6 protein-coding genes are annotated in these 14,586 nt (G+C 44.3%); 3 read left to right on the forward strand and 3 right to left on the reverse strand.

Annotated features, from left to right (window positions below):
- Positions 1 to 98: 98 nt before the first annotated feature.
- The 3 genes from B4Q04_RS17095 (at position 99) to B4Q04_RS17105 (ending at position 11,290) form a co-directional block, all read left to right on the forward strand.
- Complete coding sequence (locus B4Q04_RS17095; RefSeq protein ID WP_088697535.1) at positions 99 to 8,867, forward strand: T9SS type B sorting domain-containing protein; 8,769 nt, start codon at positions 99 to 101, stop codon at positions 8,865 to 8,867.
- Positions 8,868 to 8,993: 126 nt separating this feature from the next.
- On the forward strand, positions 8,994 to 9,713 hold the full coding sequence (locus B4Q04_RS17100) for a prolyl oligopeptidase family serine peptidase (RefSeq protein ID WP_088697536.1): 720 nt from the start codon (positions 8,994 to 8,996) through the stop codon (positions 9,711 to 9,713).
- A 95-nt stretch (positions 9,714 to 9,808) separates the two neighbouring features.
- Positions 9,809 to 11,290, forward strand: a complete 1,482-nt coding sequence (locus B4Q04_RS17105) for a sulfatase (RefSeq protein ID WP_236631040.1) — start codon at positions 9,809 to 9,811, stop codon at positions 11,288 to 11,290.
- A 230-nt stretch (positions 11,291 to 11,520) separates the two neighbouring features.
- Here the strand turns inward: B4Q04_RS17105 and B4Q04_RS17110 are convergent, their stop codons facing one another.
- The 3 genes from B4Q04_RS17110 to B4Q04_RS17120 form a co-directional block, all read right to left on the reverse strand.
- Positions 11,521 to 12,633: a THUMP-like domain-containing protein gene (locus tag B4Q04_RS17110; protein WP_317042126.1), complete on the reverse strand. Its 1,113-nt coding sequence runs from the start codon at positions 12,631 to 12,633 to the stop codon at positions 11,521 to 11,523.
- A gap of 73 nt (positions 12,634 to 12,706) precedes the next feature.
- A complete protein-coding gene (locus B4Q04_RS17115) occupies positions 12,707 to 13,807 on the reverse strand; it encodes an AI-2E family transporter (protein WP_013995058.1) in 1,101 nt (366 codons plus the stop codon).
- 28 nt (positions 13,808 to 13,835) lie between these two features.
- The gene (locus B4Q04_RS17120; RefSeq protein WP_088697539.1) at positions 13,836 to 14,486 is read right to left on the reverse strand and encodes a DUF4159 domain-containing protein; all 651 of its coding nucleotides are present in this window, start codon (positions 14,484 to 14,486) and stop codon (positions 13,836 to 13,838) included.
- Positions 14,487 to 14,586: the final 100 nt, after the last annotated feature.

A 14,586-nucleotide genomic window follows, 5' to 3' on the forward strand; every position in this document is an offset into this window, starting at 1 on the left:
TGGTTAAAGATAACGAGAATTTATAAGTTTAAAAGAATTAGACAAGAGAAAGTGATGCAGCCCAAATCGCTCATTTTCTTTTAAAAACGACTTAACCTATGCTCCCAAAAAAAACAAGGCATATTGTTTATGCCCTACTGTTAATGACATTTTCAGTAGTTTGTACTTCAGCAATTGCAGGCAAGAAGGCTTTCTCGGTTTACGAGGAGGTCGCTTCGGCAATCAAAGAGGCCACTTCTTCAAAGACTGGGGCCGTTGAAAAGACTGCGCTCAAGAATTCATCCATAACCGAGAAAAAAGAAACGGTGAGCGCTACCGCAGCTCCTATGTTCGCGACTATTATTCAAGGTTATGACGATGTCGATAACTGTACGAGCGATGGTTCTACTATTGCCCGTTTTATTCTTTGTGGTGATTCCGATGATAGGAACATCACCTTGTCAACTTCCGGAAGTGTTTCTTGGCAAAGATTAACGGGAGCTGCTCCAAATACAAACTTACCTTGTCCGAATACCAATGGAGGGGACTATACCGAAGTGTCTACCGCGTCGACTTTTAATTTAGATGCCAGTTCCATTTCAGCTGCAACAGGGGCCGAATATAGGGTTCAGGTAAACGGAGGTCAGTATTATTATTTTGAAGTAATAAAAAGTACGATTACCCAGAGTTATACGAAGAAAGATTTTGTTTGTAATAACCCGGGTCGAATCGAGATTACCGGCCTTCCTAATAGTTACCAATTTAGAATTCGCGAAGCGAGCGGAACCTTTGGGCCGTACCAATCTTCATCTATTTTCCCAAACCTTGACCCTGGGTTCTATACCGTTCAGGCGCGTTTGAACATAGCGGGCGAGGTTTGTGAATATTTATATGACGTTATCGAGATTAAGCAAGTAGATATCGAAATCGATGTCACCTATACCAATCCGGTATGTAGCGGTGAGACCGGTAGTATTGATGTAACCGTTAACTCCGAAGTTCCGGGGCCTTATGTGTATACCTTATTGGATGAAAATGGAGCGGAAATTGAATTTACCTCTACCATATCTAGTAATACCTATACTTTTGGGGCTGTTAGTGAAGGTACATATGCCGTTAAAGTTGAGACCAATGACTGTAAGGAAGATATTCCGAATGGGATAGCTGCGCCTATACAATATACCGATACCGGTGGTAATCCGATAAAAGTCGGTACGGGCTTGAGTCCGATCAGTGTAGTAACCGACACAAACGGTATGAGCTTTGGCTGCTCTACTATATCTAGTGTAGATATCGATGTAACTCCTTCGGGAGGTTCTGGCTCGTATAGCTATACGGTTAGTGATGGCGGTGATTCGGGCGGATTTTTCTCGGGTACGAGTTCGTATACCGTAACAAGTCCGGGAACCTATACCTTTTATATTACCGACGATCAGGGTTGTACGGCGGAAAAATCGGAGTATGTCGCCGAATTGACACCTCCAGACGTTACGGCCGCTCCTATTATAGGAACCTGTACCAATGGTGGAGGAAAAGTCGATTTTAATGTTGCTGATCCGAAAGGGTTTAACCTAGAGTTTAGGGCTACCAATAATGCAGGAGATCCCTTTACTTCTTCACCTACCATACCTGTTACGGATGATACCTACACTATTGTAGAAGTGCGTTACTCGCAAGGGGCGTTCAGTTGTGTTCTGTCTTTGCCTGCCGTTACCGTTACTTCCGCTGGGGGTCTCAGTGGTAGTGCATCGCTGACCCAAGATTATACGTGTATCAATGGCGGGGCTATTATTGATTTTACACCGGCTACAGGTGGATCGGGCTCAGGATATGAATATAGTCTAGATAATGTTACCTATCAATCGGGAACTACTTTTACAGGGGTAGCTCCAGGTACGTATATACCTTATGTTAAGGACGATGCAGGCTGTTTTCAGGCCCTTTCGCCGATAACCGTATCGGAACCGGTACCGCCCACATCCATAAATTTTGCACAAGATAATTTAGATTGTTCAACGGGCACGAGCAGGGTTACTATTGATGTGTTGCCAGCAGGTTTTGCTACTCAATATGAAGTGATTTCCGCTATTCCCGCAGCACCGCTTTCCGGACCGCAAGCGAGCAATGTTTTTAATGGATTAAGGTTGGATACATCTTACCAATTTGAGATTACCGATGCCAATGGTTGTACTTATACGGCCAGTTTTACCACGGGAGGTTTTAGTTCTATCCGTGCCAGGGTAAAATCGGGAGGGGATAGAAAGGTTTGTCCTGGTGCCACTGATGGTAACGGCGCCTTCTTGGTCGATGGTTTTGCTACGGATTATGACTATGCCGTGGTTCAATTGCCGGCTACACCTGTTGTGAGTGGAACGAGCAGTGATTTGGAAATTCCTATAACCGGTTTAGGTGCCGGTACCTACGAGATTACGGTAACCGATAACGATACCAATTGTACCTCTACCGCTTCCTTCGACGTCGAAGAAGCCGGTACCCCCTTGAGCGTTAATTACAGCCTAACCGATATGAGTTGTCAGAACAACAATATTGGTAGGGTCGTTGGAAGTGCCACAGGAGGTTTCGGTGGATACCGCTATGAATTGGAATGGCCTCCTTCCGATGGACGGACAGATGGGCCAAAAACAGGAGGGACATTCGGTAACTTGACCGAGGAAGGAACCTATACCTTAACGGTTACTGATTCTGAGGGTTGTAGTGCTTCTACAACGTTCACCCTTACCAGTGTTGATGCTCCGGCAATTAGCTTTGACTCGGCCGATTACTGTTATTCAACTACCAATACCGCAGAAATTACCGTTTCTTCTACTCCGGGCTCCGCAGCAATAGGTACGCATCAGTACCGAATTAATGGAGGGACCTTGGTGACCCCGGGCACGCCCGGAACCCATACGTTTACAGGCTTGGTTCCAGGTAACTATACTATTGAAGTCGTTGATGGAAACGGTTGTATCGCTTCTACTTCGGCAGTTCGAATACCGCCCCAGCTTCAGGTAAGTCTAAACCTTAATCGTGAAATTGATTGTGGTGGCGATGGTGAAATGCAGATTACTATTACAGGTGGGGATATTACTGATCTTTCTACTACTTCGTATACGATATACAGGGATGGAGCCGCGGTAGCTAGCCATACCGGACTTCCACTTCCGTCTGGCTCGTTTACCTATAATATGTTGTTTACGGAGTTTGGGGATTATACGGTAGAGGTAAGCGATAGTAATGGATGTAGCGCCATATCCGAACCCTTGACTTTTGTAGAACCGACCAATATTATCGCCACCCACCGAATAGTCGGCCCCAGTTGTGGCGATGCCAATAGTGGTTTTGTAGAAATAATTCCTACTGTGGCGTCGGGTGTACCTCCATTTGAGGTGGTATTTGCCCCGGCAGGTGAATTGCAGAACAATCCATTGGATCCCAACAATCCGGCAGGACCGGATACGATCGATTATGCTTTTTCTCCCCAAACCATTTATTCAGGTTTAGCGGCAGGAAGTTATGAATATGTAGTAAAGGATGCCAGAAACTGTACCACAGGGGTTATGGCGATTACGGTAGCCGAGGACACCGATCCGGCCCCGGATATTACGGTAATGCCAATCGATGCTACTTGTGCACCGGCACCGCTCTCTGGTGGGGTTGTTGTAAATTTACCCGGAGCAGGGAAGCCTGACTATACGGTTATAGTAGAGGATAATTTTGGGAATCCCCTTGTGACCTTAGATAACGTGGTACCAGGTGATTTTCCGTTGACCATAGAGGATGCAAGTTTGGAACCGGGAGATTATCAGGTGATTGTGTTGGATTCACGTGGATGTAGGGATATTGAGCCTTTTACGATCGATAGTGGCTCCCTTGATATCATCCCTGAACCGTTTCCAGGATTTACATGTACAGCAAGTGGAACTACGGTGTGTGTGAATATAACCGGAGGTACACTGCCTTTAGATTACAGTATCCGTTTAACGGATCCAGATCCGCTTGCAGGGTGGACTTCTCCGAGTAGTCCTCCGGACAGGCATTGTTTTGACAATTTGCTTTTTGGGGTAACGTATACCGTAGATGTTCGTGACAATAATACGGGATGTATTTATTCTGAAGAAATAACATTGCCAAGTGGCCTAGGTTTAGATGTTGCCTTAACAAGTGAATATCGTTGTGGTGTGGGGGAAGTAGAGTTGAGGTATATGATAAACTCGGGTCTTGCCCCGTTTGATATTGTAATAACCGATTTAGATACTGGTGCTGTCGTTCATACCGAAACTGGGGTGTCCCCGGTTTTAGGAACTGAAGTAATCGTACCTACTGGAGTAGATTTAGGGCGCTATGGAATTTCTATCGTAGATGCTAATGGTTGTACGGATGGGGCAACGGTAGATACTGTTATAAACCTACCTCGAGTAGATATTATTGACAATCAAAATGCCAACTGTAACGCCCTGGGCCAATTGACGGTCAGGGGAAGTGGAGGTACGCCTTTTGCTACGGGTAGTCCTTATCTATATGCTTTTATGCTTGCCGGAACACCACCGACGAATGCAGATTTTAGTGATGCCGCTACGGTAGCCTTGCCGGGATCTCTGCCACCGGGTACGGAATACGATATTTGGGTAAAAGATGCTAATGACTGTGCGTATCGTATTTCTGCGGCAATTATACAGCTGAACCCCGATTTACCTTTGTTGGATCCTGTGGTTGAGAATCAATGTGATGTAACCGCTACCGCTGCCGGCGGATTTGAAATCACCTTAAGTTTACCGGGCGATTTCGATACACCTACCTTTACCTTGAACGGTATTAGTCAGACAGTAGCCAATTCTGGTGATCCTGCTATCAATACCACGGCAACATTTATCGTTAACAGCGTTGGGGCCTATGATTACAATATCATCGATGCCAATGGGTGTGACATAGACGGCGTGGCCGAAGTATTTCAGGTTTTGTCGGCTTCGGGTGACTTTACCAGCGAACCGAGCTGTGAGGTAGACAATGGGATTATTACAATTACTGCCGATGGAGGTAGTGGTGACTTTACTTATAGACTTATCGGAACCGATATCTTTGGAGGGGCCGTAGATATAACCGACCCAGATGACGACGGTATTTTTGAAAATATCCCTGCGGGAGATTACGAAGTTGTGATAACCGATAACCTAGTGGATGATGGTATCGATAACTGTACCTTTACCGTAGATGGTATTGTGAGGTCTGCACCTACAAGTCCCGATATTGATGATACGGGCGAGAGCGACGTAAGTTGTAATGGAGCTGATGATGGAAGTATTTCCGCTTCATTGATTGCAGGCACCGACGTAGATGGTATTAAGGAATACAACCTGTATTCGGGTACTATAGGGGCGCTACCCTTAACCTTGGATACTTCAAGCCGAATCAACACTAATCTATCAGGTTCTTTTACGGGCTTGGCTCCAGGTACCTATGTAATAGAGGTAGTTACCGATAGGGATTGTTTCGATAGGGAAGAAGTGGTGATCAATGAACCGCCCCCATTTGAAATTGATGTGACCTCGGGTACCTTGGTCTGTAATCCGGCAGCCAACCAATACAGCACTACCATTGTCAGTGCCACCGTTGTACCCGGAAACGAGGGTAACGGGGCGCCATATGGATACAAAATAAATCTTGCGGATAGTTATCAGTCAAGCCCTGATTTTGAAATAGTCGATACGGGGTCTGATCAGGTCATTACCATTTACGCAAGGGATTCCAATGGTTGTGAGTTCTTTGACTCGGTAACGGTATTGGCGCCTAATACGGTAACCGCAACGATTACCCAAATATCGCCAATGGATTGTGAGAATCCGGAGCGTATTCGAATCGATGTTACCGGAACCACCAATTTTATCATCGAAGATCAAGGGTTCTCCGTAGCACCAGTGCCCGACCAGGTCCAACCTAGTGGCAGTTTTGTTGAGTTTGATCTGCCTATGGTGGCCGGGGAGTACAATTTACGGGTAAACGATATAGGGGGATGTTCGTATCCGATTGTCGCCTATGTGGTAGATGAGCCTGTTTTGCCTACGGTTTCCATCAGCCAGAATGAACCTGTTGGTTGTTTTGGTACTACCGATGGTATATTGAATATAGAAATAACCAATTTGGCCAGTTTGACCAACTTCTCCGGAGTGTATGAATATACGGTTTACGATGCGTCGGACCCAGGTTTTAGCGGAGGGGCCTTTGGTTCGCCAGTAGGAGGGAACTCTACGGGAACTATTGATGCCACCGTAAATAACCCGGCGACCATTACCGGATTGGAAGGGGGTAACTTAAGGGTGGTTATTCGTGAGCAGGGTAAATCTGCGACAACCTGTGATGTCTTTAGCAACATGAGTACGATAGAAATGCCTAACGAACAACTTCTTATTACGAACATGGAAGAAATCGGTCGTGTGGGTTGTAACGATAATCTCGGTGAAATTTTTGTCACTACACAAGGAGGATGGGATAGTTCGCCATATGAATATATGTTAGAGTATGAAAATCCCGTAGGTAGTGGTTTTGCGCCACATAGCAATGCGGCCTATGCCTCATTTGCCGCCAACGGAACCAATAACCGTTTTACCGGTTTGTCAAGTGGTAACTATAGGGTAACTGTTCGCGATATCGAAGGTTGTACCCATACCGCGGAACTCGAATTGCTACCTGTGCCTCCAATTGAGGCGGATGCTATTGTTACTCGAGAACTTGAATGTCCGACAGGAAACGATGCGGTAATTGTTGCCGTAGAACCTGGTACCACCACACCAGGGGCCATAGGGGGTGTACCTGGCGGTGGCTACCAATATAGGTTGTTACATTTGGGTAGTAACGATATTACCGATATAGAATCGAGCACTGGTTTGCAAACTAGTCCTGAATTTGTTGGAACCGCAGGTACCGGAGTGATTCCGGGAGGTTGGTATGCCGTTGAGGTGGTCTCTACTTTAAATTGTCGTGTGATAACCGCTCCGGTTCAGGTAATTCCGCCACCAGCGATCAATCCTGCCTTGATTCAAACTTCGGTTCCAGCTTGTGGTAACGAAGCAACAATGATGATTCGGGTGAACAACCCACAAGGGGGTACATATGAATATAGTGTCAATGGTTCAGGAGGGCCATGGTTGCCAATTGATGAGGTTGACGGAAATGGACTTCCTGTAAAAACTGGATTGCCCGGTGTTATTGGAAATTCGTATCGCTATGAGGTTCGTAAGGTGGGAAGTGCAAGTTCATGTCTCGCCCGGAAAACCAATGGTATTACCATTACCGATGCCGAACCTTTAAGTCTAGACCCGGCTTCGCCTACTTTTGATGTGTCTTGTGCCTATGAGGTTGATGGTAGGATAGAGGCGATTGCCAACGGAGGTACCGGTATTTATGAATTTAGAATTTATGACTATGATCCAGGTCCCGATGCCTTTGCGGCCGAAAGTATGCCGACCTATAGAAGTTTACCGGCTCAAGATTTCGGTACTTTTGAAAACTTAGATGCGGGTGATTATTGGATATCGGTAATCAGTCGTGCTACATGTGGACTCGTAGAAGGTCCGTTCACCATAGCTCCTGCAGTACCGGTTGTTCTATCGCCGACTTCGACACCGACAACATGTTATGGGGCTTCCGATGGAACCATTACCATGACGGTAGACAGTGGGGCATCAGGATTGGTGCAATTTGCCATAGAGCCGAATTTGAGCGAGTTCTTTAGCGACCCTGATAATCCAACGTCCTATACGTTTACCGATTTGCCGGCGAATACCCCGAGCAATCCATCGTATACCGTGTTGGCACAAGACGCCGAAGGTTGTCCGCAAACTTTTGAAATTATAGTAACGGCACCTGAAGAGTTGCAAATTGTAGACTTTAGCTCAACGCCCGAAACCTGTATCGGTTTTGAAGATGGTACGGCACGTTTGAACGTAACGGGAGGAACGCCTTTTGTGGATCCGGTGACTTTTGTAGAATACTACGAAACCCGATTAGTGGGGCCGAATTCAGACGGAACAGAGGTTTTCTTAAGAAATGATGACCTTTCGTTCGACAGTTTGATTGGTGGTGAAGGCTACATTGTCTATGTGCGCGATGCCAATATGTGTGAGACGAATGTGTTCATTCCTATAGAAATTGGGGTGGACCTTACGGCGGACCCATTGGTACAATATGGTTGTGAGGGTATTTTCCCAAATAGCACGGCCTCCGTACAGATGCAAGATGAAAGTCTATTGTCCGAATTGTTGTTCGCGTTAGATCCGATCGATCCTACGGATGCCATAACGGCCTTGGCCGGATCGGAACGCTCCTGGGGAGATTTACCGGCAGGAGACCATACGGTATATATCTACCATGAAAACGGTTGTACCAACTTTGTTGAATTTACTATAGAAGCGTACGATCCGTTAACATTGACAGCGGAAAAAACCGGACCGAACGAGATTACGGCCACTGCCGAAGGAGGTTTTGGTGGATATGAATTCTTCTTTGATGGCGTGTCTTACGGTAGTGAAGGTCTTTATACCACCACGGAAAGCGGTACGGTAGAAATTAAGGTAGTCGACCAAAATGGTTGTGAGGCTATAGCGGTGATTCCGTTCGAATTTACCGGAATGCTCGAAATACCCAATTTCTTTACGCCCAATGGCGATAATGAGAACGATTTCTGGGCACCGGGCAATCGTGAGTTCTTCCCTAACATAGAGGTGATTATCTATGACCGTTACGGTAGGGTGGTTGCTGAACTGGACCAAGTTAGTAATTGGGACGGACGCTACGAAGGAAAAGAACTACCAAGTGGTGATTATTGGTACGTGGTGAATCAAAACGATGACCGAGATATACGCTACGTTGGACATTTTACCCTGTATCGATAAACTTTTATAATATAAATCATATAGAAACGGATGCCAATTTTGGCATCCGTTTTTTTTGCGCTACATTTAAAATTGTACTTTAACCGATGAATTCTGTCATACCTATTTGCGGAAAAGAAGAGATCAATGTTGCGAAAATTATATTTCATTTTACTTTGTGGTGTCCTACAGGGGTGTGTCGCCCAATCAAAATATAAACTCATAGATGCCGAACAAGAAACGGTCATAACCGAAAACTACAGCTATTATCTGTACTATCCAGAGGAATACGATGAGCGTCCAGAGGAAAAGTTTCCGCTCTTGCTGTTTTTGCATGGAGGCGGAGAGTCTGGGGATAGTTTGGTATATGTAAAGAGAAACGGTCCGCCTAAATTGATAAAACGGGGCAAAAAATTTCCTTTTTTAATTCTTGCGCCTCAAAACCCCTATAAGAAAATGTGGTGGAACACCCGCTCTGTTATACAATTGCTCGATACGATTGTAAAAAACAATCGGGTAGACACGACTAGGATTTATTTGACAGGACTTAGTAGAGGTGGAGGGGCGGCATGGGAAATGGCCGTTCAGTATCCTAAAAAATTTGCGGCCATGGCTGTAGTTTGTGGTATGACCCCCTTGCCATATGCTTCGTGGATCGACAAGAAAATGCCTATCTGGGTTTTTCATGGGGAAGAAGATGAGTCCATTCCCATATCCGAATCGGAAACTATGGTGGCCAGGTTAAAAAGCATGGGGTACGAGGTGCGTTTCACTCGATATCCGGGTGTGGGCCACGATGCATGGGTGCCGGCCTATGACAATGAAGAGCTGTACGAATGGTTCGTGAAGCAAAAACGTCAGGAATAATTGATGGGCTAATCTTTTTGAGAATGATTTTAAGCCGCAACAGGTGTTTGAATTTGCTGCGGGATTAATGTAATAAGATAAATGAAATGAACAAGATGAATTTTTTTTACAGTTTGGTTTTTTTAATGGTTTTTAACCTGTCATCGGTATTGGCAAATACGGGACCTGATAATAGGAAAAAGAAAAAACCGCGTAATGTAATTTTTATTTTGACTGATGACCACCGCTATGATTATATGGGGTTTACAGGGAAGGTACCGTGGTTGGAAACCCCTCATATGGATAAATTGGCAGAGGAAGGCGCTTATCTCTCCAATGCCTTTGTAACCACATCGCTCTGTTCGCCCAGTCGGGCCTCAATATTGACCGGACAGTTTTCACATTCACATACCATAGTGGACAATCAAGCTCCCGACCCAGGAAACTTGACCTATTTCCCGCAATATTTGCAAAAGGCGGGCTATCAAACCAGTTTTTTTGGAAAGTGGCATATGGGAGACCATGGTGATGACCCGCAGCCAGGCTTCACCCATTGGGAAAGTTTCCCGGGCCAGGGTGTTTATTATAACCCAACACTAAATATTAATGGGAAAAGAGTGGCCTATAAAGATTCGACCTATATTACCGATTTGTTAACGGAACACGCTATCGATTGGCTCGATAATCGGGATAGGGAAAAACCGTTTTTTCTATACTTGTCGCATAAAGCGGTTCATGCCGGTTTTCAGCCAGCGCGCAGACACAAAGGACGGTATAAAGGAAATAAAATTGCCTTGCCGGCCACCTACGAGCAGACAAAAACAGGCGCATACAAAGAGTTGAAATGGCCACAATGGGTTGCGGACCAACGGGTAAGTTGGCATGGTGTGGATTATATGTACCATGAGAATAGGGATTTAAATGAAATGGTCGTAGATTATTGCGAAACTCTTTTGGGTGTAGATGAAAGTGTAGGAACGGTCATGCAATATCTTAAGGAGCATGGTCTTGATGAATCTACACTCGTTATTTATATGGGGGATAATGGTTTCAGTTGGGGGGAACATGGGCTTATCGATAAGCGACATTTTTATGAAGAGTCGGTAAAAGTACCTTTGTTGGTACGGTGTCCAGAATTGTTCGAAGGTGGATTGAAGCCCAAGGCCATGGTCCAGAATATCGATATAGGTCCTACTATTTTAGCGGAAGCGGGAATAGAAAAACCAAAGAACATGCCTGGGGTGTCTTTTATTCCGGCTCTTAGGGGCGAGGCCGGGGCAAATGTGCGTAAAGAGGTTTTTTACGAATATTTTTGGGAATACGATTTTCCTATGACGCCTACCGTTTTTGGTATGCGTACGGATAAATATAAATACATAAAGTATCAAGGTATATGGGATAGAAATGAACTGTATGATTTAGAGAACGATCCCGATGAAATGTACAATCTGATCGCTGACCCAGACAAGCAGGAAATTGTAAAGTCGATGTCTATTGCCATATATGATTGGTTGGAAAAGACCAATGGAATGGAGATACCTATTAAACGTACGGTAAAATATAGATTTGGCGATTATAAGCATAAGGGGGAGTATTGAATTTCTTTTTGGCTTCATTGCCAAAGTGTGGAAGTCCATGGAAGTTTAGAAATGAATTTAATAGCTTTTATGCATACGGAAGTACGCATTGATTTTAGGGTGTTTTTTGTGGGGAATTAAGGAGTCGATAAAATGGGTTATTTTATTAACTTGAAGTTCAGCAGGGCTATTTCTTTTCTTATCGACGTTCAGTGTACGTTACTTCTCCGCTAAAAGAAAACTTAGATTTACTAGGTTTTGGAGGTAAGTATAACTATGGCCTTTCTTTCTAGGTTTGTAGCGAAGAAGATATAGAGCTCGCCCCCATCTTTAATACTGAACTTCTTTCGGATATCGGCTACGCTATCGGGAAAATTGCGTGTTGTAATATTGGCCTTCCTTATGGCATTTCGCTTGATTTCCTTTTTGTTGTAAGGAAGCACTTTTTCGATTTTGAATCGTCTTCCCGGAAAATCGATCAGTTCATCGGAGGTGTATAAATGGGTGTGTTCCTGCAGTTTTTTCAGTTGATAGCTATGGCCAATGGTTTTAAAGGCCCCGGATTTCAAAATTGCGGCATTCGGCTCGTACAGGTACGATAGGGGAAGGGAAAAGCTTGAGTCGCATTTCCTTTCTTGCTCGAGGCCGAAGCTAAAGCTTTGGTCGTCTAATTTGGTTTTGTTAACGGTTTTGACGGTTACTTCGCCTTTAAAACCTCGTTCTAAAACCCATAAGAGTTCTTTTACTTCGTTGTTTAGGGCAACGATATGTATTTCCTTGATGTGTTTCAGTTCGTTTATCCCTGCGGAAATATCGAGGAGGGGTGCTGTCTTAATTAAGATGTGTTCCGTTTTGGAAAACAATAGATCTAGATTTGCGATTACATCGGGTTGGCAATCCGACAATAAAAAAACTCGTTGTTTGATATCATTTCGCCTTGAAGGGTCGATGTAGATCCATTCAAAATGCCGTTCCGAATTCCTGATAAAATCCAAACCGCTTTCCGCTTTTGTCTCTATGTTATTCGCACCTAAAACCTCAAAGTTATGGGACGCGATTTCGGACAAGTTTTTGTCGATTTCGCAGTGGAAAACACGGTCTATTTTTTTGCTAAAAAAATAGCTGTCTACACCAAAACCTCCGGTAAGGTCGACAAGTGATTTCCCCGATACTATTTCCGACTTGTAGCGAGCCGTAATTTCAGAAGAGGTTTGCTCAATATTTAGCTTGTTGGGGTAGTAGATGTTCGAGGCATTGAACCAGGTATTGAGTTTTTTTTCGCTCTTTTTTCGCGACTCTAATTGCTCGGCTAGCTCTTTGTTGGAAACTAGCCCAAAATAGGGTTTTTTAAGCAATACTGACATGATGTCAGTATTCAAATTTTTTAATATAAAATTCTGTACACCAGTATTTAATATATTTTTATTCAAACCTTAACTATAAACTTTTTGTGATCGATTTAACAAGCTTGTTTTCTGATAAAAATTCCTTTAAAATCACTTTTATGGCGGTGTATCCGGGTACGGCGACGATCATTCCGACCACACCGAAAAGCAATCCGGCAATGATAATGATCAAGAAGATTTCTAAAGGGTGTGACTTTACACTGTTGCTAAAAATGAAGGGTTGTGAAAAGAAATTATCAACGAGTTGTCCTATCAATAATCCGATTAAAACATAGCCGGCTTTGGGGAGGATTACGGTGCTAAAATCCATGCCTAAATTACTGGTCATTGTAAGCACTACCATAATGACCCCGCCAATGATCGGACCGATGTATGGAATGATGTTGAAGAGGGCGCACAAAAAGGCGATGACAATGGCGTTTTCTATACCTAAAATCAATAGTGTTATCGTGTAAATTACGAACAGGATAAAAATTTGAAGCAGCAAGCCAACGAAGTATCTCGACAATAAATTGTTTATTTTTTCAATAGAGGTTACGGTCCTTTTTTCGTTTTTTTCGTTGACAAAAGCCAGAATGCCGCTTTGAAAAAGATTACTGTCCTTTAAAAAGAAAAAGGAAATGAACAAAACGGAAAAGAGTCCGATACTGGCGGTGCTTAGGACGTCTAGGAAAGAGTTGAGAAAATTAGGTATAAATCCGATATTAAGGCTGTCTACAATCGTTTTTTCAAAGTCGGTGTCTTCGATTATTTCGTCCACTACGTTTGGCGCGGTGCCTATGAAATTGATGATTTGCTCGTGCAGTGAATCTAGGTTTCGTTCGAGTTGGTCAATATCGAGTAGTGAGAGGTTTTTGCCCTGCTCCGTTAGAAGCGGAACGAAAAGAGCGATAATCCCGCTCAACACACCTACCATTAGGGCCATGGTCAAGATTACCGCAATGGTATTGGGTAACTTGAGCCTGCGCCTGAAAAAGAACACGACAGGACGGCCAATAAGGGCTACGACAGCTGCAATGGCCAAATAGGCGATAACGGACTGGATTTTCCATAAAAAATAGAGTAGCAGGGCGGTGCTGAGAATGATTCCTACGGCGCGCAGAATTCCGTTGCTGATAGTTTTTGAGTTCATCTCTTTGTTGCGTTTTGTGGGCGTATATTTACTTGGTAAAGGCGTATTGAATGATGTTGGCGCCCATTTGAAGCGCCTTGGTCCTTATTTCGTCGGGGTCGTTGTGTACGCTGGGGTCTTCCCATCCGTCCCCAAGGTCGCTTTCTATAGTGAAGAGCAGTATCAGTCGGTTTTCGTCAAAAATGCCTAGGGCCTGGGGGCGCTTACCATCGTGCTCGTGTATTTTGGGTAGTCCGTCGGGAAATGAATAGACTTGCTTGAAAATAGGATGGTCGCTGGGGAGTTCTTCCAAAGTTTTGTTGGGAAAGACTTTTTCAAGGGCTTTTTTTAGGTAGGGGGCCATACCGTAATTGTCGTCGATATGTAAAAACCCACCGGATAGAAGGTAGGTTCTTAGGTTTTCTGCTTCCTCGTCGGAAAAGACTACGTTGCCATGTCCGGTCATATGAATGAAGGGATATTGAAAAATGGTGCTGCTTCCTACTTCAACGGTTTCGGGTTTCGGGGGCAGGGCGGTCCCGATATTTTCATTGCAAAATACGATGAGATTTGGTAGGGCGGTGGGGTTGGCGTACCAGTCGCCTCCTCCCTTATATTTTAATATGGCAATCTCTTGGGCAGGTAAGGAAACTGTTATCAACAGGGTAAGGAAGGCTAAATAATGGGTCAATCGTTTCATTTTAATGTCAGACTAAAGAACTATTATTCAAATGTATGAATTATGAAGTATAAACGAATTGTTTAGATATCGATTGTTTGGGGGAGACAATAGATATGTG

This window comes from Zobellia sp. OII3, from assembly GCF_002211465.1.
Taxonomy (GTDB): Bacteria; Bacteroidota; Bacteroidia; order Flavobacteriales; family Flavobacteriaceae; genus Zobellia; species Zobellia galactanivorans.